Origin of the sequence: Providencia vermicola (genome assembly GCF_020381325.1) — a bacterium.
Classification (GTDB): Bacteria; Pseudomonadota; Gammaproteobacteria; order Enterobacterales; family Enterobacteriaceae; genus Providencia; species Providencia vermicola.
This window is the reverse complement of record NZ_JAGSPI010000003.1, coordinates 218,065-244,957: the sequence shown is the minus strand read 5'-3', so window position 1 is coordinate 244,957 and position 26,893 is coordinate 218,065. Positions and strand designations below refer to the sequence as shown.

Annotated in this window: 21 protein-coding genes; 16 read left to right on the top strand and 5 right to left on the bottom strand. The window is 41.9% G+C overall.

The features are described from left to right. Positions 1-51: 51 nt before the first annotated feature. The 6 genes from KDJ85_RS05875 to dld all read left to right on the top strand — a co-directional run bounded on the left by KDJ85_RS05875 (position 52) and on the right by dld (position 9,418). A complete protein-coding gene (locus tag KDJ85_RS05875; RefSeq protein ID WP_225818857.1) occupies positions 52-1,188 on the top strand; it encodes an ABC transporter substrate-binding protein in 1,137 nt (378 codons plus the stop codon). 19 nt (positions 1,189-1,207) lie between these two features. Next, positions 1,208-2,302, top strand: coding sequence for a FecCD family ABC transporter permease (locus KDJ85_RS05870; protein ID WP_206082273.1), 1,095 nt, complete (start codon positions 1,208-1,210; stop codon positions 2,300-2,302). After that, positions 2,296-3,084, top strand: a complete 789-nt coding sequence (locus KDJ85_RS05865; protein WP_225818980.1) for an ABC transporter ATP-binding protein — start codon at positions 2,296-2,298, stop codon at positions 3,082-3,084. Before KDJ85_RS05870 ends, KDJ85_RS05865 begins: the two co-directional genes overlap by 7 nt. 284 nt (positions 3,085-3,368) lie before the next feature. Further along, the gene (locus KDJ85_RS05860; protein ID WP_225818856.1) at positions 3,369-5,342 is read left to right on the top strand and encodes a ligand-gated channel protein; all 1,974 of its coding nucleotides are present in this window, start codon (positions 3,369-3,371) and stop codon (positions 5,340-5,342) included. A 599-nt stretch (positions 5,343-5,941) separates the two neighbouring features. Continuing rightward, on the top strand, positions 5,942-7,324 hold the full coding sequence (locus KDJ85_RS05850) for an APC family permease (protein ID WP_206082271.1): 1,383 nt from the start codon (positions 5,942-5,944) through the stop codon (positions 7,322-7,324). A 354-nt stretch (positions 7,325-7,678) separates the two neighbouring features. Then, positions 7,679-9,418, top strand: coding sequence for a D-lactate dehydrogenase (gene dld / locus KDJ85_RS05845; protein ID WP_206082270.1), 1,740 nt, complete (start codon positions 7,679-7,681; stop codon positions 9,416-9,418). Positions 9,419-9,475: 57 nt separating this feature from the next. On the opposite strand, the gene sbcB is transcribed toward dld, so the two are convergent. After that, the gene (gene sbcB, locus KDJ85_RS05840) at positions 9,476-10,903 is read right to left on the bottom strand and encodes an exodeoxyribonuclease I (RefSeq protein ID WP_225818855.1); all 1,428 of its coding nucleotides are present in this window, start codon (positions 10,901-10,903) and stop codon (positions 9,476-9,478) included. Positions 10,904-11,240: 337 nt separating this feature from the next. Between sbcB and KDJ85_RS05835 the strand changes: the two genes are divergently transcribed. Both KDJ85_RS05835 and tmaR read left to right on the top strand, forming a co-directional pair. Beyond that, the gene (locus KDJ85_RS05835; RefSeq protein WP_225818854.1) at positions 11,241-12,524 is read left to right on the top strand and encodes an MFS transporter; all 1,284 of its coding nucleotides are present in this window, start codon (positions 11,241-11,243) and stop codon (positions 12,522-12,524) included. 124 nt (positions 12,525-12,648) lie between these two features. Further along, the gene (tmaR, locus tag KDJ85_RS05830) at positions 12,649-12,981 is read left to right on the top strand and encodes a PTS system regulator TmaR (protein WP_004253179.1); all 333 of its coding nucleotides are present in this window, start codon (positions 12,649-12,651) and stop codon (positions 12,979-12,981) included. 58 nt (positions 12,982-13,039) lie between these two features. On the opposite strand, the gene KDJ85_RS05825 is transcribed toward tmaR, so the two are convergent. After that, a complete protein-coding gene (locus KDJ85_RS05825; protein ID WP_225818853.1) occupies positions 13,040-13,729 on the bottom strand; it encodes a helix-turn-helix domain-containing protein in 690 nt (229 codons plus the stop codon). A 207-nt stretch (positions 13,730-13,936) separates the two neighbouring features. On the opposite strand from KDJ85_RS05825, the gene KDJ85_RS05820 reads away from it, so the two are divergent. The 3 genes from KDJ85_RS05820 to KDJ85_RS05810 are packed head-to-tail and all read left to right on the top strand — an operon-like array spanning position 13,937 to position 17,639. Beyond that, the gene (locus tag KDJ85_RS05820; protein ID WP_225818852.1) at positions 13,937-16,267 is read left to right on the top strand and encodes a molybdopterin-containing oxidoreductase family protein; all 2,331 of its coding nucleotides are present in this window, start codon (positions 13,937-13,939) and stop codon (positions 16,265-16,267) included. A 2-nt stretch (positions 16,268-16,269) separates the two neighbouring features. Beyond that, on the top strand, positions 16,270-16,818 hold the full coding sequence (locus KDJ85_RS05815; protein ID WP_225818851.1) for a 4Fe-4S dicluster domain-containing protein: 549 nt from the start codon (positions 16,270-16,272) through the stop codon (positions 16,816-16,818). A 2-nt stretch (positions 16,819-16,820) separates the two neighbouring features. Further along, complete coding sequence (locus KDJ85_RS05810; RefSeq protein ID WP_225818850.1) at positions 16,821-17,639, top strand: dimethyl sulfoxide reductase anchor subunit family protein; 819 nt, start codon at positions 16,821-16,823, stop codon at positions 17,637-17,639. 509 nt (positions 17,640-18,148) lie between these two features. Here the strand turns inward: KDJ85_RS05810 and KDJ85_RS05805 are convergent. Together KDJ85_RS05805 and rne are read right to left on the bottom strand one after the other, a co-directional pair. Then, the gene (locus tag KDJ85_RS05805; RefSeq protein WP_225818849.1) at positions 18,149-18,448 is read right to left on the bottom strand and encodes a putative quinol monooxygenase; all 300 of its coding nucleotides are present in this window, start codon (positions 18,446-18,448) and stop codon (positions 18,149-18,151) included. A 198-nt stretch (positions 18,449-18,646) separates the two neighbouring features. Further along, positions 18,647-21,880, bottom strand: a complete 3,234-nt coding sequence (gene rne, locus KDJ85_RS05800; protein WP_225818848.1) for a ribonuclease E — start codon at positions 21,878-21,880, stop codon at positions 18,647-18,649. 541 nt (positions 21,881-22,421) lie between these two features. Here rne and rluC point away from each other — a divergent pair. Beyond that, positions 22,422-23,381 carry a 23S rRNA pseudouridine(955/2504/2580) synthase RluC gene (gene rluC, locus KDJ85_RS05795; RefSeq protein WP_225818847.1) on the top strand — a complete coding sequence of 320 codons (960 nt, stop codon included), beginning with the start codon at positions 22,422-22,424 and terminating at the stop codon, positions 23,379-23,381. Positions 23,382-23,427: 46 nt separating this feature from the next. Here rluC and KDJ85_RS05790 read toward each other — a convergent pair whose 3' ends face one another. Continuing rightward, complete coding sequence (locus KDJ85_RS05790; protein ID WP_225818846.1) at positions 23,428-24,012, bottom strand: Maf family protein; 585 nt, start codon at positions 24,010-24,012, stop codon at positions 23,428-23,430. A gap of 143 nt (positions 24,013-24,155) precedes the next feature. Here KDJ85_RS05790 and yceD point away from each other — a divergent pair, with 143 nt between their 5' ends. From yceD to KDJ85_RS05770, 4 genes are read left to right on the top strand one after another with little or no spacing between them, the layout of a single operon-like run. Further along, the gene (yceD, locus tag KDJ85_RS05785; RefSeq protein ID WP_004911841.1) at positions 24,156-24,680 is read left to right on the top strand and encodes a 23S rRNA accumulation protein YceD; all 525 of its coding nucleotides are present in this window, start codon (positions 24,156-24,158) and stop codon (positions 24,678-24,680) included. 12 nt (positions 24,681-24,692) lie between these two features. After that, positions 24,693-24,863, top strand: a complete 171-nt coding sequence (gene rpmF, locus KDJ85_RS05780) for a 50S ribosomal protein L32 (RefSeq protein ID WP_047755811.1) — start codon at positions 24,693-24,695, stop codon at positions 24,861-24,863. Between the two features lie 11 nt (positions 24,864-24,874). Beyond that, the gene (gene plsX / locus KDJ85_RS05775) at positions 24,875-25,915 is read left to right on the top strand and encodes a phosphate acyltransferase PlsX (protein ID WP_225818845.1); all 1,041 of its coding nucleotides are present in this window, start codon (positions 24,875-24,877) and stop codon (positions 25,913-25,915) included. 9 nt (positions 25,916-25,924) lie between these two features. Then, positions 25,925-26,875, top strand: coding sequence for a beta-ketoacyl-ACP synthase III (locus KDJ85_RS05770; RefSeq protein WP_225818979.1), 951 nt, complete (start codon positions 25,925-25,927; stop codon positions 26,873-26,875). The last annotated feature ends 18 nt before the right edge of the window (positions 26,876-26,893 follow it).

Genomic DNA, 26,893 nt, shown 5'->3' with positions numbered 1-26,893 from the left:
GTTACCGCATTAAAATGTAAGTCAATGAGTTTAATTGTGGAGCTTAATACTATGTCGTCGGTAGCCAAGAAGTCAGTAGCTAGGTCGGTAGTAAAGGGAATAGGTTTAGCATTATTAGCCAGTGCCAGTTTGAATGCATGGTCAGCAACAGTGACTGACATTGCAGGGCGAACCGTTGAAGTACCCGATAATGTTAACCGTATTTTACTTGGTGAAGGCCGCCTATTTAGTGCGGTTGCTCTACTTGAAGGCGATAAGCCGATTGAACGTATCGTAGGGTGGCAAGGGGATTTGCGTAAATTAGACCCACAAACTTATGCGGCTTATAAAGCCAAGTTCCCTGCGATTGATAATATCCCATTGATTGGTAATACCAGCGCAGACAGTGTCAGCTCTGAAAAAGTATTAACCTTAAACCCAGACATCGCTATTTTTGGTTTATCAGGCCACGGACCAGGTAAAAACAGCGAATTAGTCAATCAATTGGAAAAGGCCGGGGTGCCTGTTGTGTTTGTCGATTTCAGAGACAACCCATTAGAAAATACCCTACCAAGTATGCGTTTATTAGGTAAAGCACTAAACCGTGAGCAAGTGGCGAACAAATATGTAGATTTCTATGAAAGAAATCAAAAACTTGTCACGGATATCACATCAAAAATCCCAGAAGACAAAAAGCCAAGTGTCTTTATTGAGTTACGTGCAGGCGCCTTTGAAGATTGTTGTGGCACCGCAGGTGATGGCAATATGGGTAACTTTATTGACTTAGCGGGTGGTAAAAATATCGCGAAAGGTGTTTTACCTGGCGCATTAGGCACTATGAATTTAGAGAAAATCATCGCCGCAGACCCGAATATTTATATTGCAAGTGGCGCAAAAGCACCAGGCAGTAAAGATGCGGGTGTACAATTAGGTGCACAAAGCACATTGCAAGATGCTAAAGAAAGCCTGAAAAAGATCACAGATCGTAAAGGTATTCGTTCGTTATCCGCCATTAAAGATAAGCAAGACTATGCTATCTGGCACAACTACTATAATTCGCCTTACAACGTCATTGCGACACAAGTTTTCGCCAAGTGGTTCTATCCTGAGCAGTTTTCAGGCCTAGACCCACAAAAAACACTGGAAGAGTTGCACAGAGAGTTTCTTGCTGTCGAGCCAACTGGTGTATATTGGGTCAGCGAAAAGTAATGAGAGTAGGTAAGAATTAATGAGTATTACAAGCGAGCCAATAGCGGCGGTGGAACAAGCCGCTAAACAGGCTGATGATGGTGTAAAACAACATTATCAAAATATGTTGCGCCGTCGTTTTACATGGATAGTGGTAATTATTGCGGCAATTTTATTGTCACTGGTTATTGATTTTACGTTAGGGCCATCAGGTCTATCCTTAGAACGATTATGGCAAACCTTGATGACGCCTGAAGCTGTAGATGCAGGAACCCGTGTGATTGTATGGGATATCCGTTTACCTTACGCCTTGATGGCGGTGGTCATCGGTATGTCTCTGGGGTTAGCGGGTGCAGAAATGCAGACCATATTGAATAACCCATTAGCGAGCCCATTTACACTTGGGGTTTCTAATGCAGCAGCATTTGGTGCCGCGCTCGCCATTGTGTCGGGGATTGCGATCCCAGGCGTTCCTGACCAGTGGGTGATTTCAGCGAACGCATTTATTTTTGCCTTATTAGCGGCGTTAATGTTGGATGCTGTTACTCGCTGGACGCGCGTTGCTACATCAGGCGTTGTTTTATTTGGTATCGCGTTAGTATTTACCTTTAATGCATTGGTTTCGATGATGCAATTTATCGCCACAGAAGACACACTACAAGGCCTTGTGTTCTGGACGATGGGAAGTTTATCAAAAGCAACATGGGTGAAGTTAGGTGTAATGGCGCTGGTTTTTGCACTGATTTTCCCGATTGCCATGATGAGCTCTTGGAAACTAACAGCATTAAGGTTGGGTGAAGACAGAGCGATTAGTTTTGGTATTGATGTCCGTCGCTTAAGGCTGACAACTTTATTACGGATCAGTATTTTATCTGCGTTAGCTGTGGCATTTGTTGGGCCGATAGCATTTATTGGTTTAGTTGCACCGCACATTGCACGTTTGATTTTTGGTGAAGATCACCGCTTTTATTTACCTGCAAGTGCATTAATTGGTGCGTTGATATTATCGATGGCTTCAATTGCCTCGAAGAACATTATCCCTGGTGTAATTATTCCTGTGGGTATTGTGACCTCATTAGTGGGGGTACCGTTCTTCTTAAGTATTATTTTACGTCATCGAGGTAACGTATCATGAGTGGTCTGATTATTAACCAATTTAATGCGGGCTACCCAAAACGTGCAGTGATTGAGAACCTGACGACGGATGTGTTGCCAAGGGGCAAAATCACTGTATTGCTTGGCCCAAATGGTAGCGGTAAATCCACCTTATTACGTTCATTGGCAGGGTTAAACAAAGCCACGGGGCAATTACTGTTGGATGGCTTAGATCTTACGCAGCAAAATTTTGCCCAGCGTGCACAAAATGTGGTGTATTTACCCCAAACATTACCTGCAGGTGTGCACCTGTATGTTTTAGAGTCGGTGATTGTTGCTCAGCGCGCTTCAGGCGGTTTAAGTAATGAAAATCATAAAGACCAAGTAATGCACTTATTGCGTCAACTGGGTATTGAACATTTAGCATTAAGTTATTTAGACCAGCTTTCTGGTGGGCAAAAACAATTAGTGGGTTTGGCTCAATCGTTAATTCGCCAACCTAACTTATTATTATTGGATGAGCCACTGAGTGCGCTGGATTTAAATTATCAATATCATGTCATGGATTTAGTGGCGAAAGAAACTAAACGCCGAAATATTATTACTGTCGTGGTCGTTCACGATATTAATATTGCATTGAAACACGCAGAACATGTATTGATGTTAAAACAAGGCAAATTAATTGCACAAGGTGAACCTGCTGAGGTGATTACGCCAGAAAGCCTTGCTGAGGTCTATGGTGTAAGAGGGCGCATAGAACGCTGCTCTCAAGGTGTACCGCAAGTGTTGATTGATGGGCTGGTGGATAAACTCGCCAGTTAATTTGTGATTAATAATAAATATGCTTGTTATTCTGCAAGCATATTTAATAATCTACAGGAGCAGAAATAAAAAAGATTATTAAATATTTACTCACAGAAATTAATTAATAAAGATTAATTACCTACAGGAAATTTAATTGTATTAGGAAATGGTTTTTACCATAAATTTCCTATGGGTATTTATTATCCAAATAATAAAAATAATCATAATTATTAGGTTCAAAGAAACCAATGTTGAGCATATCAATTCATATATAAAACAGAATATTTCTTGGAGAGTTGGGAATGGTTGTTTTTAATAAAAGAAAAGTGGCGATTAGCATTATTGCCGCCATCGCTGCGTCACCTGCATTCGCTGATGATAGTAAAGATAAAATCTATGTGACAACGGCATCAGGTTATCAACAGCAAATTGAAGATGCACCGGCATCAATTTCTGTTGTGACGCGCGAACAACTTGAAACGAAAGCTTATCGTGATGTGACGGATGCGCTAAAGGATGTACCTGGCGTGTTAGTGACAGGCGGTGGCAGCAGCTCAGATATTAGTATTCGTGGTATGGATGCAAAATACACCATGATCCTGATTGATGGTAAACGTGTCGATACACGTAGTACACGTCCTAATAGTGATGGTTCAGGAATTGAGCAAGGTTGGTTACCGCCATTACCTGCAATTGAACGTATTGAAGTGGTACGTGGACCAATGTCCTCCCTTTATGGATCCGATGCAATGGGCGGGGTAATTAATATTATCACCCGTCGTGTGCAGCAAGAGTGGACAACCAGTTTACGTGCCGATACCACAATTACTGAGCGTAAAAAGTCTGGTAATACTGGGCAAGGAAGTTTCTACACATCAGGGCCGTTGATTGATGGCTTGCTAGGTTTAAAATTAAATGGTCAGTATTCACATCGTGGCGAAGATAAAATTATTGATGGCTTTGGTCGCCAAATAATGACAAGTGGTGGTGGAACATTGTCATTAACACCCGATGATAAGAATACCTTTGATTTAGACTTTAAAAAAGATAATCAACATCGAGACTATCGAATTGGTAAAACCGTTGAGTCAGATGGGAAAAATGATTTTAGCAAATATGAAATGACGCATACTGCGCTTACTCATACGGGTATTTATGATGGTGTATCGACAGATACATATTTACAATATGATGTATCTAAAAATCCCGGCCGTAAAATGAAAGCGGAAGATTTTATTTTACGTAATCAGGATGTATTTTTAATTGGCGATCATAGCTTAAGTATTGGTGGGCAGTATCGTAAAGAGAAACTTCATGATGATGGTAATCATCTAGAAGGTGTTGATAAATTAGAACGATGGAGTTGGGCCCTCTTTGCGGAAGATGAGTGGCTAATAACCAATGACTTTGCGCTTACTGGCGGTCTTCGTATGGATAAGGACGAAAATTATGGTACGCATTGGACTCCTCGTTTATATGGTGTTTGGCACTTAGATGAGCAATGGACTATAAAGGGTGGTGTGTCTACAGGTTATCGTGCGCCAGATTTACGTCAATCATCTGATGGCTGGGGTCAAGTGACTGCAAGAGGTAAAGGGGTTATTTATGGTAATTCTAACTTGAAGCCAGAAAAAAGTGTAACAGAAGAAATTGGTGTTATTTGGAATAATCAAGACAACATTACTGCAGGCATCACTCTTTATAATACTGATTTTAAAGATAAAATAACGGAAATTAGGCGTTGTGAAAAAGACTCGAAAGTAGGCTTGAGAGCGTGTAATAAGTCGGATGGCACTTATGATAACGGTACAGTTTATAATTTAGTTAGTGATCGAGCAAATGTCGATAAAGCGAACATGCGCGGGGTTGAATTAACATTTAACTGGGGCATTTTAGATAATTTAGATTTTGCGGCGAACTATACTTATACTGATACGGAACAAAAAAGTGGTGTAAATAAGGGTAAGCCTCTGAATAAACAGCCGAAACATATGGCTAACTCAACGTTAACTTGGCAAACTACAGAAGACTTGGAGACTTGGACTCGTATGAACTTCCGAGGTAAAACCTCAGATTTCCAAGGCCGAGGCCAAGCAATGAGCGATGGAACACCGTCTTATGCTTTGTTTGATTTAGGTGCGAGTTATCAATTAAACAAAAATGCGAATTTAGTTGGTGGTGTTTATAACGTATTAGATCGCCGTATTGATTCTACAAACTATGGCGCAGAACTCGAAGGCCGCCGTTATAATATTGGCATCAACTATAATTTCTAAGGCAACTATTCATTGTTGTTAACTAAAACCCTTTGGTTTGCGCTAAAGGGTTTTTTGTATCTCACCAAATCCAGCAGTGAAAATAAATAAAAAGTGTTTTTTAGAGTGAGAAAATGACGGGAAAAATGCAGTTATTAGTTGCCTCGCCAAAATAGGATAAACCATCAAAATTTCTCATCGGAAATAGGGCGGTTTGTTAACAATTTAACTTGCTATTTGGGGTTATGGCGTGCAAAATGCGCGAACTAAAAAATAACTGATGCTCAATAAACTTAAGCATCGGTTTTTTTGTTTTTAGGAACGTTCATTCTAGTGGGGCCGGACATAGAGCCGGAGAGATAATTTTAATATTTACGTGTAGCAAACATTTTACGCTACCGATTTGAGGAATGCTTTTATGGCTTACTTTTTCGCTATCGCAGCAGGGCCAAGCGGCCGTCGTTGCCGCATCGATGACTACGGAGCTCCGCGCAGCTTCGCACACACTCTTCTAACCTCTTCTACGTTTTTTTCTGCCTATAGGCAGATGCAAAGTCTTCCCAGTAACTGTCGATTAAGCCGAAGTAGCTTGCAATCGAAAGTTATGGGAGGGCTTAGACATGCCAAATAATTCAATACCTTTATCCATCGGTCCAAACCAAACTGGCGCCAATAACCGCGTACAACTTGCGAAAACCTTAACCTTGGTGCAAGTCGTGATGATCGGTCTGGCATACATCCAGCCAATGACTATCTTTGATACATTCGGCATGGTATCGGACAAAACAGGTGGACACGTCCCGACTTCATACATTATTGCACTGGTTGCGATACTGTTTACTGCTCTGAGCTACGGCAAGCTGGTGAAACGCTTCCCATCTGCTGGCTCGGCGTATACCTATGCTCAAAAATCAATGAGCCCACACATTGGTTTCCTTGTGGGTTGGACATCATTGCTGTCCTATATTTTTATGCCAATGATCAACATTTTACTGGCTAAAATTTATTTACAAGACATTTTCCCTAACGTGGAACCTGCGATATTTGTTGTTGGCCTTGTCATTGTTATGACCGCAGCAAACTTACGTGGTATCAACGTGATTGCTAATTTAAGTACGGTTATTGCGATTATTCAAATCGGTGTGATGGCGGTGTTTACAGGGCTGGTGATCCACGGTGTTTCTAACGGTGAAGGTTCGGGAGAAATTTGGACATTCAACCCATTTGCCAATGAAAAGACAGAAATGATCCCACTGATTGCTGGGGCAACCATACTCTGTTTCTCATTCTTAGGCTTCGATGGTTTAAGTTCACTATCGGAAGAAACGCCAAACGCAGGTAAAGTGATCCCTCGCGCCATTTTCTTAACGGCATTAATTGGTGGAATTATCTTTATCACGGTTTCATTCTTCTTACAGCAATACTTCCCAGACGTATCACGCTTTAAGAATATCAATGAGACGCAGCCTGACATTATGCGCTTTGTTGCTGGGGCATTCTTCCAGTCAATTATTCTGGTTTTCTCATGCGTAACAGTATTGGCTTCTGGTATGGCTGCTCACGCAGGAAGTGCGCGTTTAATGTACGTAATGGGTCGTGATGGTGTATTCCCAGAGAAAGTATTTGGTTATGTTAGCCCAAAATGGCGTACTCCAGCGTACAACGTATTAATGGTCGGTGTTTTAGCATTAGGTGCAATCTGGTTTGAAATGGATTTTGCGACCGCGTTAATTAACTTTGGTGCATTAATCGCGTTTACCTTTGTAAATATTTCGGTGATCAGCCAGTTCTTTATTCGCGAACGCCGTATGACAGGCATCAAAAACATTGTTAACTATTTGATTTTACCTATTATCGGTACATTAACAGTGTGCGTTTTATGGTTAAATATTGAAGAAGATTCAATGGTTTACGGCTTGATTTGGACGGCTGTTGGCTTAATCTATATGGCAGTATTGACGCGTATGTTTAAGCGGCCTATGCCGCAGATGAGTGACATCTAAGTATATTCTTCATATTTCACGCTGTCGCTGCGTTGCGTTCTCAAAACGACATGGGTCACATACTTATGTATGCTCCCCATGCTCGTTTGGCTCCGCGCCCTGCTACAACGCGAACTATTTTGAATATACAGAGTTACAAGAAAGATAAAATTTATTTTTATATTTTGCGTTGAGAAGTCGTTCAAATTAGTCCGAAATTAAAAATAGCGCCTAAGGCGCTATTTTTTTGCCTGTTAAGAAATCTTTAAGATAAAACGTGTAGCCTATTAACATCATAATGTTATGTGATATTGTTGTTAGCACTAATATTGCATAACTCATAATCAACATGAATTCGAGTAAGAAGGCACGCACATGAAAGATGCACAAAAACCTGAGAATCAACGATTATTACTCACACTCAGGAACATTGTTGGTAAGAAAAATATTCTCACTGAGCCACACAAAACAGAACGTTACCGCAAAGGGTTCCGCTCCGGCACTGGAGATGCGATTGCAGTTGTGTTTCCAACCACCTTGCTAGAGCAATGGCATGTATTTAAAGCCTGTGTAGAAGCCGATAAAATTGTTTTGATGCAAGCTGCAAATACAGGCCTGACTGAAGGCTCGACGCCAAGTGGTTATGATTATGACCGCGATATCGTGATTATCAGCACATTACGATTAAACCAAATTCAAGTACTTCCCGAATTTAACCAAGTGGTTGCCATGCCAGGCAGCACCTTGTATGACCTAGAAAAAATACTCAAACCCCTTGGACGCGAGCCGCACTCTCTTATTGGTTCCTCCTGTATTGGCGCATCCGTTGTTGGGGGAATTTGTAACAGTTCAGGTGGTTCATTAGTGCGCCGTGGCCCTGCGTATACCGAGCTCGCGTTGTATGGTCGTGTTAATGATGATGGGAAGGTTGAGCTAGTTAATCATTTAGGGATTGATCTAGGGAATACGCCAGAAGAGATCTTAACCAACTTACAAAACCGTGGTTATAGCAGTGAAGATGTACAAGTGAGTGACAAATTAGCGTCCGACCATGAATATGCTGAACGTGTGCGGGATGTTGATGCTGATTCGCCATCGCGTTTTAATGCAGATGAACGTCGCTTATTTGAAGCGTCAGGGTGTGCGGGTAAATTGGCCGTATTTGCGGTTCGCTTAGATACTTTCCCAGCGGATAAAAAAACGCAGGTTTTTTATATCGGCTCAAATAACCCAGATGTACTGGAAGATATTCGACGATATATTTTGAGTGAATTTAAAAACCTGCCAGTTGCAGGCGAATATATGCACCGCGGCTGCTTTGATATTGCGGAAATATACGGTAAAGATACTTTCTTAATGATTGATAAATTTGGCACCGATAAAATGCCAATGTTCTTTACTATTAAAGGGCGTATCGATGCTGTATTAAATAAAGTCCCTTTTTTACCTTCTAATTTAATTGACCGTACAATGCAGGTGCTTAGCAAATTATGGCCATCTCATTTACCACCTCGAATGAAAGAATTTCGTGACCGTTATGAGCATCATTTAATGCTAAAAATGGCAGGGGATGGAATTGATGAAGCAAAAGTTTGGCTAAAATCTTATTTTGCACAGGCAGATGGCGGCTATTTTGAATGCACCCCAGAAGAGGGCGCGAAAGCCTTTTTACATCGCTTCGCGGCGGCAGGTTCTGCGGTTCGTTACCATGCGGTTCATAATAAAGATGTCGAGGATGTATTGCCGCTGGATATCGCATTACGCCGTAATGATAGGGATTGGTTTGAAAAACTCCCCCCTGAAATTGAAGATTTATTAGTGCATAAATTGTATTGCGGTCACTTTATGTGCCACGTTATGCACCAAGACTATGTTTTGAAAAAAGGGGTTAACCCGAAAGACCTAAAAGAAAAAATGTTAGCTTTATTGGATGAGCGTGGTGCGCAATATCCCGCAGAGCATAACGTTGGGCATTTATATAAAGCGCCACCACAGTTAAAGTCTTTCTATAAAAATGCAGACCCGACTAATACAATGAACCCAGGTTTAGGAAAAACCACTAAGCGTAAACATTGGGAAGGGGATTGTGGTTGTGGTCAATCAGGTGAACACTAGTCTAAATTAATATAAACCTAAAAATGGGCAGAGAGTTTCTATTCTGCCCATTTTTTATTAACTCGCTAATTCCATCGCATAATTGACCAACGCTTTTAATTGCTGGCAGCGCTTTTCATCATGTTGATGTTCTTCTAATAAGAGTTGTATTTGTTGCATATATTCCGTTAATCGAGCTTCGCTGAAATAATCACGGCGATGCTGCAGCCAGCGTTGCTGTTCTTCGAAAGATAACGTTGCTGGGTAATTACGCGCTTTATAACGGAAAAAAAGTTCTTTCATCCGCTTATCTTCAAAACTTAAGTCTAATGCAGGTAAGTTTTGTGGTGGGGTTTCACGAATAATATCCATGGTGGAGCGGTCTGATGGACTAAAAAATCCATTATATATTTGTGCATCCACATCATCTGAAACTTCAAATTGTTGTGGTTCACTGAATAACTCAATGAGTTTATTACGGATATCGGGGGTTTTGCGTAAAATCTCTAAATTGCGATGACAAAGATCCCTATCTAACCCGGTACGTAGCGTATCTTCATCACGTAATGTTTTTTCAGGTGCTAAAATTGGGCATTTATTGATATGTACCAATTTCACTGGAACGGGAAGCTCACCGTTTAGTTCAGATTTAGGTGTATATAAACGCTCGCGTAGTTCTTGGGTATTTAAGGTTAATAATGGCGAAATATCCGCGGACAAATCACACATAATGACGGCATTGCGGTTTTCAGGATGCCAAGCAAGCGGGGCGACTAAGCTCACATAAGAACGCAATGCGCCAAACATACCAGAGACATGTACTAACGGCTTTATTTCCACAATATCAATAAGTTGGCTTACCTTGTTTTTATTGCGTAATTGATAAAAATAATCAAACATACGCGGTTGAGCCGCTTTAAGTAATTTTGCCATACTTATTGTTGCAATGACGTCTGACATTGCATCATGGGCATTCTCGTGGGAAACGCCATTGGCTTTTGTTAAGTGCTCTAAGCGCATGCTTGGCAAACCGTCATCATTTTCAGGCCATTCAATGCCTTCAGGACGTAGCGCAAAACAAGCTCGCAGCGGGTCAAGTAAATCCCAACGTGAATTATTTTGTTGCCAGCTGTATGCGTAGGGGTCGTAAAAATTACGGTAGAGAATATTGCGAGTGACTTCATCATCAAAACGAATATTGTTATAGCCCATAATACAGGTGTTAGGCACACTAAAAGCGTGATGGATGCGTTTAGTAAACTCCGCCTCGTTAACGCCTTGGGCCAATGCTATTTGTGGGGTGATACCAGTGATCATCACAGCTTCTGGCTGCGGTAAGTAATCATCCGCGGGAGCGCAGTAAAACACTTCAGGTTCTTCAATAATATTAAAGTCTAAATCAGTGCGCACACCTGCAAATTGGGCGGGCCTATCAAGTGCAGGGCGTTTACCAAAAGTTTCGTAATCATGAATAAAGAATGAGGGTTGTTTTTTATTATCTTGCAACGTTATCACCGTTTGAATTGTGCGCATTTAAATCTGATAGTGGAGTACCTTCAGACTCACTATTTTATATAAATCAATGATACCCTATCTATTATCAAAGCTAAACCAAGGCCATCTGAAATAGCAGGCAAATTAAATTGAATATCAATAAGGTATTTTTGTGTGTCAGAAAGGGATGCTGCTAGGTTATAGCGCGTGAAGTGTTATGTTCATCACATAAATTAATTGTTAACGTTAACATTGGTGATTAACATCACAAAATAATTGCTTTTGAGTGGGAATTGAAAAATGTTAACCTTAACATTCACCAAAAGTAAATTAATAATAGGTGATTAACATGAATAGCAGTGCAAGGAAATACTATGCGTCATTGAGCGCATTGTTGTTTTTTTTCTTTTTTACATGGTCATCTACATTTTCAGTTGTCGCCATTTGGCTGCGTAAGTATGTTGGCTTAGAAGGAGCGGACACAGGGTTTATTTTTGCCTGTATTTCAATTGTGGCGTTATGTGCTCAGCCTTTGTACGGCTTCTTACAAGACAAATTAGGGTTACGCAAAAACTTATTATTATTTATTGCAGTTTTACTGATTGCATCCGGGCCATTTTTTATGGTGTTTGGGACATTATTACACTGGAATATAGTAGTTGGCAGTATTGTTGGCGGGTTATTTATTGGCATGACGTTCCATGCAGGAATTGGTGTTCTTGAATCTTACACCGAGCGTGTAAGTCGACAGCGTAATTTTGAATATGGTAAGGCGAGAATGTGGGGGTCTCTTGGTTGGGCGGCCGCGACGTTCTTTGCAGGGCGCAATATTAATATCGACCCTGACTATAATTTTATTATGGCTACGGTATCAGGTGTACTTTTCTTAATCATTCTATTAAACCTTAAAAGCGCGAATGCAGATGCCTATAATAATTTAGAACATGGTAATTCATCTGCCATTACATTGCGTGATGCATTGCAACTTTTTGCTTTACCACGTTTTTGGGCGTTAATACTATTTGTATTAGGCACATGTATTTATAGTGTGTATGACCAGCAATTTATGGTGTATTTTTCGCATCAATTCCCAGATGAAAAATTAGGGAATGAGATGTACGGTTATCTGAATTCATTGCAAGTATTCCTTGAAGCTGGCGGGATGTTCTTAGCGCCATTCATTGTTAACCGAATAGGGGCTAAAAATGGATTGCTATTTGCCAGCTCAGTGATGGCATTACGGATTATCGGCTCAGGTTTAGTCGAGGGACCTGTTCTTATATCCGTGATGAAATTGTTACACGCCGTTGAGTTGCCTATCTTGCTGGTGGCAATCTTCAAGTATAACAGCCACCATTTTGATAAACGCTTGTCCTCAACACTTTATTTGGTTGGGTTTAGCTGTGTGAGTTCGGTGGTTGCTAGTGTGTTATCACCATTGGCAGGATGGGGGTATGACAAAATTGGTTTTGCACAGACCTATTTGATTATGGGGATGTTTGTGGTCATCACAACAATATTGTCTGTTTTTTGTCTTAGAAATGATAAAACTGATGAGATAAAGCTTAGTCTTAATGAGGAACCAACAAAGTTAAACCAACATAATCCAGAAATACAGGCGGAAAAAGCATAACCCAATGATCTTTTTCGAGAGATTAAATCAATAAATATGTGAAACTGACTTGTAACGTAAGGCGATTAGATTGTATTGTGTAATGAGATTATGCGTTTTGAATATTGACTAGAGGGTTTTAAACATGGACAACGCTAACAAGCCGTCTTTCCAAAATGTTCTGGAATTTGTGCGTATGTTTCGTCGCAAAAATAAAATTCGTCGTGAAATTACCGACAATGAGAAAAAAATTCGTGATAACCAGAAGCGTGTTTTATTACTGGATAATTTAAGCGAATATATTAAGCCAGGTATGTCAATTGAAGACATTCAGGCGATTATTGCCAATATGCGCAGCGACTATGATGACCGTGTTGATGATTATATTATCAAGAATGCAGAATTGTCGAAAGAACGCCGCGAAATTTCTAAAAAATTGAAAGAGATGGGCGAACTGCCACGCATTGACGTAAAATAGAAGAAATGAGCCGAGTTTATCTCGGCTTTTTTGTCAGTTTTTAATTGATAAGAAAGCACTATAATGTGAGAGTTTTTACCTGTTTAATGAGCGCGTTCGCTAACTGTTCCATTTCTGTTTTATCAATAAACCCCATCGTAACGGCCGCCGCGATTAATTCCCCACTCTGACTAAATACAGGGCAGGCGATAGACTGTGCTCCTGGGATCCCTTTTGTGGGTTCATAACGAATCGCATAACCTTGGTTAATGACTTTATTGAGTTCATCTTGCGAATAATCATCACATACAAATTGCTTATCAAAAGCCGCATAGATTAGACCCGCCGCACTTTTGGCTGTGGGCAATGGAGTATTTGGTAAGAAATCAATTTCGATATTTTTAAAACTACGGTTGTATTTAACCAGTGATAACATTTTTCCAGAGCGCAATGCAACACCCGTTGAAACATTTTGTTCATCGCGAAATTGAACCAAGCTGTTATTGATAACCTCAATAAAAGACCCTTCAGGTTCCACAAAATTCGCTAAAAAAGTGAGGTTACGGCCTAATCCATAACGGCTCGTTTGTGTGTCTTGATAAAGCATTTGAGTACGACAAAGGGATACCAAATATTTATGTAAACGGCTTTTGGATATTTCACAACCTTTGGAAATATCTGCAGCTCGCGCTATCCCGCCATTTTGGGCAATAAAATTCAGAATGCTTACAGCGATATCAACAGAATTAACACCTTGCAGGGTAGACATACATAAACCTCATTTTAACAAGTTCATCTATTTTATCATGAGTCACAGATCCCTGCTAATAACCGAAGATATGGATTGCCTAATCACTAAGAGGTAGATATTTCGTACCTATAAATAATAGCAAATTTTGATTAGCCTCAAGTTCACTATTGGTGGATAAGGTATATATATAGTGTACTTTTAAAAGCAATGTCGAGGTTTACTATAATGAAAACAATAAATGAATTACGCCTAAAACGCCGAACACTCCTAAAAGGACTTGGTGTTGTTGGGTTGGCGTCTATCACACCGTGTTCTTTTGCGCAGGGAAACAATAACCAGCCTCTGCCAAAAGTACGATTAAGGCTATCTGACTACAAAACTTTCCGTTCAACGTGTGCAATGGAGTGCTTACACTGCAACTTAACAGCATATACCTATCAGGGTAAGTTGATGAAAATACAGGCAACAGAGGGCTTTAATGTCAAATGTTGTTTACGGGGAATGAGTCGAACAAAATGGGTGTATCACGATCAGCGTGTCACGACGCCGTTATTACGTGTAGGAGAGAAAGGTAAAGCAGAATTTAAACCGATTAGCTGGGATGAAGCGCTTGATCTAATAGAAAAAAATATTCGTGAAACTATCGCTAAGTATGGTAACGAAGGGTTATTTATTTCTACCCATGCAGGAAACATGGATTCCATTAAAAATGATATGGGCAAGGCATTTTTTGATTACCTAGGCGGCTCAACAAAACAAGCGGGTTCTTTGTGTTGTTCGGCGGTAACGGCGGCAATGATTCCGATGGTGGGATTACGATACGCCGACACGCGAGATACAGTGGCGGATAGTCGTTATATTTTGTGTTGGGGAAATAATCCTGCGGTAACCATGCAGGCGTACTTTAAAAACTATAATCAAGCACGGAAAAATGGTGCGCGACTCGTGGTCATTGACCCGAGATTTAATGAGACTGCAGCAAAAGCAGATGAGTGGATCCCTATTATTCCTGGAACTGATACAGCGTTAGCACTTGGAATGATTAAAATTATCATTGAGGAAAATCGTATTGATGAGGATTTTCTTCGTGCACACACGGGTGCTGTGTATTTGGTGGATGCGAATCAACAGCAACTTAGACAAGATGCCCAAGACCCTGATAGCTATTTGGTGTTTGATATTCTTAGTCAGCAACTTGTTCGCCATGATTCTGCAGGGATTAAACCTGCATTATTTCAGCATGAATTACCTAGCCAGTTCAGTTATACCACCGTTTTTGAGCAAATTTATCGACAAGCGAAAGAGTGGGATATCGCACGGGTTAGTGCAGAAACAGATGTGCCTGCCGAAACTATCGTGCGTCTTGCGCGAGATTATTCCTCGATTACGCCATCAATGATTGTGCAAAACATGTCTGGAGCACAGCGTACAGAGCATGGTGCATATGTGGCTGCAAGCCAGTTTTATCTTGCTTTGCTCACAGGGAATATCGGCAAACGCGGCGCGGGTGTCTGTGATGCAGGCGGCGCAAGGCAGATGGCTAAATTTAGCCCCATTGTTCCTCCTGCTCCGAATGCAAAAAATATCCCCCCCATTCCTGTGGCAAAGGTCGGTGACTATATCGTGAATGAAAAACCGCACCCCATTAATTTTTGGTGGATTATGACGATGGGGGTAATGACACAATTACCCAATACCAACAAAGTACGGGAAGCTCTGAAGAAAGTTCCTTTTGTTGTTGTTGCTGATAATTTAATGAGTTCAACGGCGTTATATGCAGATTTAGTTTTGCCAGTGACGACGATTTTTGAAGATACCAGCCTGATGGCAGGGGTACGCAGCCAATATGTCCAATTGATGGAAAAAGCGGTTGAGCCAGTGGGGGAAGCAAAGCCTGATTATTGGATTTTTGCTCGTTTAGCGGAGCGCTTCGGGTTTGGTGAGGTGTTTAATAAGCCAATTGAACATTATATCGATGCTTGCCTTGTGGGCTCTGGCATTACGCGTGAAATGTTAGAAAAAGGCCCTGTTAGACCTGTTGAAGGTGATTGGATCCCATTCAAGGATGGTGTATTTAGAACGTCGACTAAAAAAGCCCATTTTTTTATTGAGGATTGGCAAAAGAAAAATTTTTCACCTGTTGTGGCTTATTACCAAGTGAAAGAGTCGGTGAAAGGCTCTCCAGAACTGGCTAAAAAATATCCATTAATGGCAGTGCAACGTAAGTTGGCACGCAGTGTTCACTCTAGTCATGGGATGAATGAATGGATACTCGAGGTACAACGTAATCAACCCAATGTGTTAATTCACCCTGAAGACGCGCAAATTCGTGGTATTAAAAATGGTGAGTGGGCGGTAACGTTCAATGATAGAGGGGAGCATCGAGCGATAGCGGTGGTCACGACGCACATTAAAAAGGGCGTTATTTCTCTCGACAATGGCTGGTGGGAACAGCAAGGAGGGAGTAGTAGCCATGTGACAAATGACCAAGTGGAACATTTAGGAACAGGCCATTGCTGTAATAGTACGCTTGTTGATGTAAGAAGGGAGGCATAATCATGGTTAAGCAATATGGTTTTTTAATCAATACAAAAGATTGCTATGGCTGCCGTACTTGTTCTATGGCATGTAAATCAGAAAATGTCACTCCTCCTGGTGTTTTATGGCGCCGTGTTCGTGAGTTCAATGATGACTCACCGAATACACAGGCATTTATTACGATGTCGTGTAACCACTGTGATGACCCTCAATGTTTAAAAGTTTGCCCAGCGGATACCTACACTAAGCGTCCTGATGGAATTGTGGTACAAGACCACGAAAAATGTATTGGTTGCCAAATGTGTATCATGGCGTGTCCATACCATGCCCCTGTTTTTGACCCCGCGGAAGGAAAAACCAGTAAGTGCAATATGTGCGCTGAGCGTTTAGATGAAGGGTTATTACCACGATGTGTTGAGTCTTGTCCGACAGGAGCAATTGAGTTTGGCGAAATTTCTGAACTTCGTAAAAAACACACGACAAACTGGGCGGTATTGGAGAAACGCTACAATATGCCAGATCACACAATCAGCCAGCCAAATATTGTGATTATTGGAATGGAGGACTAATCATGAATATTCATCATATGGAACTCCCATTGGTATTTTTTACTGTGATGAGTCAGTGGGGGATCGGCGCAGTACTTGCATTGACGTTGTACCAAATGAAAGCCAGTACGGAACATAAACTCGTCGGTAAATCCCTGCGTACCGCGGTGATAATTATTTGGTTAATTGAAGTGGTGGGTTCGTCTATGTCTATGGGGCATTTAGGTGTGCCGCTAGAAGCTTATCGTTCAGTACTCGGATTAAGCCATTCATGGCTAAGTCGAGAAGCGGTTACGTTTGTCTTGCTTAATGGTCTAGTCACGCTTTGGGCACTTTCTTGTTGGTTACAACCAACGGTGAATATGCGTAATACCGTGCTGGGTTGGTTAAGTGGTATTGGCGGGTTAGCAGCAATTCTTGTCACTGCACAAGTCTATTACCAGATGGTTGCTCATCCGCTTTGGCATAGCCCAGCAACACAGATTGCTTTTATTGGTACGGCAATCGTATTAGGCTTCGTTTCTATCACACTGTTTGTTCGAGCTTTAGCAAAACCTGTGCCAAAAGCCATTAAAATCGGAGTGTTATTAGGGGTCATACTTGTCCTAGTATCTCAAGTTATCCGATCGCAAATACCAGCAAGCCAAGGAGAAAGTTATCTCTTATGGTGGCAAGTGGTAATGAGCATGGTTTTACCTTGTGCAATAGCCGTTAGAGGGGGCAAAGGTGAAGGACTATCAGTACCACTACTTATAGTATTGATGGTGGTTATGTTTAGCGGTGAGCTAGCCGGTCGCGCGTTGTTTTATGGGGCAGTGATGGTTCAGGCACCTTGGTTCTAAATCCTCGTCATATTTCGCGCTGTGGCGTTGTTAGCGTCGTTCAGTCACACAGGTCACATACTTGAGTATGCTCCCTGCGCTGCCTTCACTTCGCCGCCTAGCCACAACGCGAACTATTTAGAGGATTATATGCATGTCCTATTTCGCGCTGTGGTTGGTGTTAGCGTCGTTCAGTCACACAGGTTACATACATGAGTATGCTCCCTGTGCTGCCTTCACTTCGCCGCCTAGCCACAACGCGAACTGTTTAGAGGATTATATGCATGTCATATTTCGCTCTGTGGTTGGTGTTAGCATCGTTCAGTCACACAGGTTACATACATGAGTATGCTCCCTGTGCTGCCTTCACTTCGCCGCCTAGCCACAACGCGAACTATTTAGAGGATTAATATTTCACATTAAATATTTATTGTTTAAGATATTTTACACAGTATATTTTCAGACCAAAGACCAAAGACCAAAGACCAAAGACCAAAGACCAAAGACCAAAGACCAAGAGGCATTAGTAGCTATTCATCAGGGGCAAATGCACTGTTCATCAGTTTAATGATTGGGTCGGATTTTTTATAACTATTGATAAGAGGAACGAGGCGTTTGAAGTGTTCGCTGGCACAGTGAAGGTCAAGCGCGTGTTGGTCGGGCCATTCTTCAATAAAAACAAAATGCCCAGGATTTTTTTGGTCAACATATAAATCATAGCTGATACAAAGGGGTTCTTGTTTTGTTGCTTCTACAAGCTCCTGATATAACGGCATAACTGTTTCAATCGCTTCAGTTTTAATAAAATCTTCTGCAATCACTTTTAACATAATGGACTCCTTCATTTTTGAATTAAATACTGTATGAAATTACAGTAATATAACCATAGGGAGTGCATTAACGCAATAGCAGAATACCGATAATCAATGAAACTTTTTAATTGGTAAATTAATAATTTGAATGTAGATAAGCAACAAAAAAGCCTTGTTGGTTTCCCAGCAAGGCTTTTTAATCAGCATTACTTTAGATTAGAAACTCGCTGGTTTCGCCATTTCTGAAGTTGCTACATTTGACGCCACATGACCACCCGCACCACCTTTACCTTCAAAAGTAGAGGTTTCGCGTTGGTACTCAGTAATCTCAAATGGCGCCGCTGCATCTACAGGTGCAGGGGCTTTGGTCATTGGTGAGTACGCATGGCGTTTATGCAAGCTAGTTGCATCAGTATTCGCGGTTACTGGTGCCTCGATCTTGGTTGGTTCAACCTCTACAGGGGCAATTGGTTGCTCAACGACTGGCTCAGTAACGGTTTCAGCTTCATCAATTTCTTCGGCTGCAGCGATTGTCGGTTGAATATTTTCTTCAACCATAACCTCAACAACTGTTTCAACTACGGTATCAGCAGCAACAATTACTTCTTCTACGTCAGTTTTTACTTTGTCGATAGGCGTTTCTGTTGCAGTAATAACATCATGTGCCTCAACAGGTTGTGGTTCAACAGTTTCGCTGACATGCACGACCTCAACAGATTTTGCTTTTTCATCGGTAGCCACTACATCAACAACAGGTGTTGCTACAACGGCTGGGACTTCAGATTGGCTTTCCGCCTTAGCTGTTTCTACCGTATTTGTATTGACAGACTCAATGCCATTTTGTTGTTCAAGCATTTCCTCATTAGTCATAATTGCCATGCTCTCTTGTTGAGGCTGAACAATTGGGTAATGAATGAAGACTTTACCAGAAGCTAGCTCAGGTGATGCTACAGCTGCGGCCAATGGCATTGGTGAACTATTGAGATGACGCTCATCACGGTAGCGACGGCGACGTTGCCCACTTACACGTAAGTGACGAGGAGAGCGGCGCGAACGGCGAGGAATGATGGTGTCTTGTTTCTCTTCGCCATCAGTTTGATGAGTTAAATCTTGTAGATCGTCAGCTTGTACTTGGCCTTCAACTTGATTAACCACAGCAACTGGTGCTGGTAATGCAGCAACTGGTGCGGCTACAGCGACAACAGGCTCTGTAATATCTGTTTTGACCATTTGATCGTTATCAGTCACACGAATTTTTTGTGTTAACTGGCGACGCTGGCGGCGAGGAGCAGCAGGGCGCTGTTCTTCTTCTCTTGCATTTGTTGCTTCAACGTTATCTTGTTGTGCATCTTGCTGAGTTTTTGCAGTCTGTTGCTGACGTTTTTCATCTTGACGACGACGGCGATCAGCTCGCTGTTCACGACGCTGCTGCTGGTTGTCACGATTTGCATTTTCAGCCGTTTGTTCATCTTGTGGTGCCGCATTCTTATTGTTACGGCCCTTGTTACGATTATTCGTTTCTTCCGATGAAGCATTGCGATCACTGCGATTATTACGATTGTCGCGACTATCACGATTTTCGTTATCATCACGATCACGACGATTATTGTTGCGGCGATCATTATTACGACGACGATCGTTATTACGGCGGCGGTCATTATTATTGCGAGCTTTAGGGGCAGGCGCTTCGACCACTTTCTCTTCTTCACCACCAAAGAGGCCTTTAAAGAATGCAGCAATTTTACTGAATAATCCTGGCTGAGCAGGTTCATTTGACGCAGTTTTTACTGGTGCTTTAACGGACGCGGCTTCTTTAGGTTTAGCGGTAGAAAGCTCAACTGGCTCTTGTAATGCAAAAGCAGAAATCGCAGGTTGCTCAGGTAGTTTACGCTCAGACGTTGTTTCATCGGTATGAGTTAAGGTTTCAGTTTCGTGATATTGAGCTAAGTTATAGCTCAGAGTATTCACTTCTTCACCTTTACGGATACGGATGACATGGAAATGAGGTGTCTGCATCTGGTCATTTGGCACGATAACAACACGAACGTGAGTTTGGCGTTGTTCAATTTCGCTGACGGCTTTACGTTTTTCGTTCAGCAAGTAAGACGCGATTTGCACAGGAACAATCGCGTGAACTTCATGCGTATTTTCCTTTAGTGCTTCTTCTTCGATTAAACGAAGAACCGATAATGACAGTGATTCGTTATCACGAATTGTCCCAGTTCCCATACAACGAGGGCACACATGGTGGCTTGATTCGCCTAATGATGGGCTTAAACGTTGGCGGGACATTTCGAGTAAACCGAAACGAGAGATACGGGCAATTTGAATACGAGCACGATCTTGGCGAACCGCTTCACGTAAACGGTTTTCCACTTCACGTTGGTGCCTAACTGGCGTCATATCAATAAAGTCAATGACAATTAAGCCACCAAGGTCACGTAGACGTAATTGGCGAGCAATTTCATCCGCCGCTTCAAGGTTAGTATTGAACGCAGTTTCTTCGATGTCACCACCACGAGTAGAACGTGATGAGTTGATATCAATCGCAGTCAATGCTTCTGTTGTATCAATGACTAACGCCCCACCTGAAGGTAAACGTACTTCACGTTGGAACGCAGATTCAATTTGAGATTCGATTTGGTAATGGCTGAATAATGGAACATCGCCACTGTAGTGTTTGATTTTGCTCGCAAAATCACCACGACCTATCGCTTCGATATGGTTACGAGCCATTTCGACGACTTTCGGATTATCAATGAGAATCTCGCCAATATCTGGGCGTAGATAATCGCGGAACGCACGCACAATAACATTACTTTCCTGATGGATTAGGAAAGGTGCGGGGCGGTTTTCAGCGGCTTTTTGGATAGCTTCCCAGTGGCGTAAGCGGTACAGTAAATCTTGTTGTAGGGATTCTGCAGACTTACCAACACCAGCCGTGCGGACAATCAGACCCATACCATCTGGAATTTCTAAAGAAGACAGTGCTTCTTTGAGTTCTGTACGGTCTTCACCTTCAATACGACGAGAAATACCGCCTGCACGTGGGTTATTTGGCATTAACACTAAATAGCTACCTGCCAGACTAATAAAAGTAGTTAATGCTGCACCTTTATTACCACGTTCTTCTTTATCAACTTGAACAATAACTTCTTGGCCTTCTTTTAACACATCTTTAATGTTAGGACGGCCTTGAGAGTGGTAGTTGCTTGGGAAGTATTCACGAGCGATTTCTTTGATAGGAAGGAAACCGTGTCTTTCTGCACCATAATCAACAAAAGCAGCTTCAAGACTAGGTTCGATACGGGTGATTTTACCTTTGTAAATGTTCGCCTTTTTTTGCTCATGACCTGGGCTTTCAATATCCAAATCATAGAGACGTTGCCCGTCAACAAGGGCAACACGCAACTCTTCCTGTTGAGTTGCGTTTATTAGCATTCTTTTCATGTTATTACTTACTCATTATTTTCTTTTAAATAAAGAGCAGCGAAAGAAAGAGCTACTGTAAACCGATGGCCTCGTGATTTTTACAAAACCGTCTGCCTCGCGGCAGTCGTTCGTATAGAGACGCGCAGTATTCGGTGAACCTGATTTTTAGATTAAAAATTCAGCGTTCTTAATTAGGGTGCCGTTGATTATCATTAAAACGGAAGTACCTAACCCAATAAGCCAAAATTCGTTGCTCGCTAATTTATTTGATATTGCTAAATGTCTTACGCCATTGCTGCATTGTTACGCTATCAAATAAGAAATCCTATAAACGCCAATTTTCGTTTTTTAAACATCTTGGCAACTACATATTATCCCATTGCCATGTGCATTATAGCAAGTCGATAAGGAAGTTATATGGAAATTTTATTTAGAAATAGGAAAAATCATGCAGAAAATAACCAAAATAAAAAAAAACATAAAAAAATTCGTGGAGTCGGTATGATAGAGAGAGTTAATAAGCGCATATTTTAATCAATTAGAGTTAACGCATTTTCGAATGAATACACAAAATCAAGTTCAATTTATAGACATCAGCGATGACGAGGCTGGGCAACGCATCGATAACTTTTTGCTCGCTAAACTTAAAGGCGTACCAAAAAGCATGATTTATCGCATTATCCGTAAAGGGGAAGTGCGTGTAAATAAAGGGCGGATTAAGCCTGAGTATAAACTTGTCGAAGGGGATCAAGTTCGTGTTCCGCCAGTCAGAGTCGCTGAGCGTGAGGTGCCCGCGGTTTCCGCTAAATTAGATAAAGTGGCCGCATTAGCTAACTGCATTTTATTTGAAGATGATTCCATACTTGTACTGAACAAACCTTCTGGTACAGCAGTACATGGCGGAAGTGGTTTGAGCTTTGGTGTTATTGAAGGGCTGCGGGCTTTGCGGCCTGAAGCTCGTTTTCTTGAACTGGTTCATCGCCTCGATAGGGACACATCAGGAATTTTATTAGTGGCGAAAAAACGTTCTGCCTTAAGAGCCTTGCATGAACAGTTGCGCTTGAAAACTATGCAAAAAGATTATCTTGCCTTAGTGCGTGGCCATTGGCAGTCTCATGTCAAAGTGGTTCAAGCGCCATTATTGAAAAATATTTTGCAAAGTGGTGAGCGGGTCGTCAAAGTGAGTAGCGAAGGAAAACCATCGGAAACGCGCTTTAAAGTCGAAGAGCGTTTTGATAATGCAACGTTAGTGAAAGCGAGTCCTGTCACGGGGCGAACACATCAAATTCGAGTGCACACTTTATATGCCGGTCACCCAATTGCGTTTGATAACCGTTATGGTGACGAATTATTCGATAGCCAATTAGCAGATACAGGCCTCAATCGGTTGTTCCTGCACGCCAGCGCATTAAAATTCACTCATCCCAAAACTGGTGAAGAGATGCGCCTGCAAGCGCCGATGGGGGCAGAGCTAAACCATTGTTTAAAAGTATTACGTAACCGTAAAACCACATCGTAAGTATGACTCGTTGGCGGGTAAAAGGTCATTACCCGCCAATTATTTATTAATCCAATAGTGGGTTAACATCATGCTGTCGTAGCATTTCTAGCAGCAAAATAATCGGTAAGCCAATTAAAGTGTTAGGGTCACGTCCCTCTAACCTATCAAATAAAGTTATACCGAGCCCTTCGGATTTAAAACTTCCTGCACATTGGAACGGTTCTTCTTTATACAAGTAGTTAGTGATCTCTTGGTCCGTTAATTTTCGAAAATAGACATCGAACAATTCACATTGCAGATTAAATTTTCCTGTCGCGGAATCTAATAGGCACAACCCAGTATAAAATGTGATTTTATGATCAGAGGCCGCTTTCAATTGTTTGAATGCATTTTCAAAGGTATGAGGCTTGCCGACAATTTTCCCATCAATAACACACACTTGATCAGAACCAATAATTAAATGTTGAGCATATTGTTCTGTCAGTGCAGCGGCTTTGGCATGAGATAACCGCAAGACTAAAGCTTGAGCCGATTCATTTAAAACAGGTGATTCATCAATGTTCGGCGGTGAGGCTAAAAACGGCAAACCTAATTTTTTTAATAAGGATTGCCGATAGGGTGAAGTTGACGCCAAAATAATCGATTTCATGATTTTTCTCAAAACTCGTAGCCAAAAGGGTTAACTCATTTTAAACTATAAACCGCAAAACCTGCGATTTTTTGGTGAAAAGGCGAGTTTACCCCGCCTTTTTCTTTGACTATAGCTCATTACAAAGTTAATATGCGCGCCTTATGCAAAAGGTAAAATTACCCCTGACTATCGATGCGCAGCGTGCAGCTCAGAAAAACCTCGACTATGTCGGGAGTTATACACCTGAGCAAGTTGCACGTCTTGCAGAATCAGTAGTCAGTGTAGACAGTGATGTAGAAACCGAATTATCATTTAACATTGATAAACAGCGTCTCACGGTTATCGAAGGGAAATCCGATGTGGATCTCACCCTCCAATGCCAACGCTGCGGAAAAAATTTCAAGCATCATGCCTACGTATCGTATTGTTTTAGTCCTGTCGTCAATGACGAAAAGGCCGAAGCATTACCGGAGCTCTATGAGCCAATTCAAATTGATGAATTTGGTGAAATAGATTTGCTGGGAATGATAGAAGATGAAATAATTCTTTCCTTACCAGTTGTTCCGGTTCATGATTCTGAACACTGTGAAGTGTCCGAAGCGGACATGGTGTATGGTGAACTGCCTCCTGAGGCAGAAAAGCCAAACCCATTTGCCGTATTAGCCAGTTTAAAGAAAAGTACTTAAGGAGTAAGGTCAATGGCCGTACAACAGAATAAACCAACTCGTTCAAAACGCGGTATGCGTCGTTCACATGATGCACTGACTGCTACCCTAGTTTCTGTAGATAAAACTTCAGGTGAAACTCACCTGCGTCACCATGTGACTGCAGACGGTTTCTACCGTGGCCGTAAGGTTATCAGCAAGTAATTGTTGGTACCTTGGCTAATCTAACCATTGCGTTAGATGCTATGGGCGGGGATGTTGGTCCCCGCGTCACAGTGCCTGCTGCATTGCAGGCTCTGGCATCTAATTCAGCACTCAAATTACTGCTTGTCGGTCAACCCGAAGCCATTCAACCCTTGCTTGCACATCTAAGTGCCGAGCAAATTTCGCGTGTCGAAATTATCCCTGCGGACGGAATTATTGCTAACGATGCCAAGCCATCAAACGCAATAAGACAAAGCAAAGGAACGTCGATGCGAGTGGCCTTAGAGTTGGTAAAAACAGGGCAGGCACAAGCGTGCGTGAGTGCGGGTAATACAGGCGCATTGATGGGGTTAGCGAAATTGATGTTAAAGTCGATAGATGGCATTGAGCGTCCAGCGCTAATGACAATCTTACCTAACCAGCAGAAAAAACAGACGGTAGTGTTGGATTTAGGGGCAAACGTCAATTGCAGTAGTGAAATGTTAGTGCAATTTGCTGTAATGGGTTCGGTGATGGCTGAAGAAGTGGTCAATATCACAAAACCGAAAGTTGCTTTGCTCAATATCGGTGAAGAAGAGAGCAAAGGACTGGACAATATCCGCGAAGCCGCCTCAGTATTAAAAGAAACGGCGTCCATTAACTATATTGGTTACGTTGAAGGTAATGAATTACTGACAGGTAAAACCGATGTATTAGTGTGTGACGGCTTCGCGGGTAACGTCTCATTAAAAACAATGGAAGGAGTCGTTCGCGTTATTCTTTCCTTGTTAAAATCGGCGGATGACGAAAAGAAAAAACGCAGTTGGATAATGCAACTGGCGAAAAAATGGCTAAAAAAACGTTTAATGAAGCGTTTTGGGGACATGAACCCCGACCAGTATAACGGTGCGACTCTGTTAGGATTAAAAGGTATTGTGATCAAGAGTCATGGTGCGGCTAACGAAAATGCATTTAAAGCTGCGATTGACCGCGCAGTGCAAGCTGTTGAAAAACAAGTACCAGAAAGAATAACAGCGCGATTAAATATTGTTTTACCCAGGAGCGATCAATAACCTATGGCTATGTACAGTAAAATCTTAGGAACAGGCAGCTACTTGCCAGCGCAAGTTCGTACCAATGCTGATCTGGAAAAAATGGTTGATACTTCTGATGAATGGATTGTGACCCGCACTGGGATACATGAAAGAAGAATTGCTAACGAAGACGAAAATGTCTCTGTAATGAGTTTCCATGCTGCACAAAAAGCGCTTGAAATGGCACAAGTTGAGGCCAGCGAGATTGGTTTAATCATTGTTGCCACAACATCGGCAACGCATGCATTCCCAAGCGCAGCGTGCCAAGTGCAGCAAATGCTAGGAATCAATGATTGCGCGGCATTTGACGTTGCGGCAGCCTGTGCAGGCTTTACTTATGCGATCAGTATTGCTGACCAGTTTGTTAAAACAGGGATGACGAAAAAGGCCCTTGTTATTGGCGCTGATGCATTATCAAAAACATTAGACCCAGAAGATCGCGGTACCATTATCTTATTTGGTGACGCCGCAGGTGCTGTTGTGGTTGGTGAATCTAATGAACCTGGCATTATCTCCACCCATTTACACGCTGATGGGCGTTATGGGGATTTACTCGCATTGCCTAATCGTAGCCGTTGCTCTGACGACCCTGCGTATTTAACAATGACGGGTAACGAAGTATTCAAAGTTGCAGTCCGCGAATTAGCACATATTGTTGATGAAACACTGGAAGAAAGTGGGATTGCAAAAGAAGAACTTGATTGGTTAGTGCCACATCAAGCAAATTTAAGAATTATTTCTGCGACGGCAAAAAAACTTGATATGACCATGGACAAAGTGGTTATCACCTTAGACCGTCATGGCAATACTTCTGCGGCATCTGTCCCAACTGCACTTGATGAAGCAGTGCGTGATGGACGTATCCAACGTGGCCAACTTGTGCTGTTAGAAGCCTTTGGTGGTGGTTTCACGTGGGGCTCTGCCTTAGTTCGTTTTTAATTTATTGAGAAAACAGAC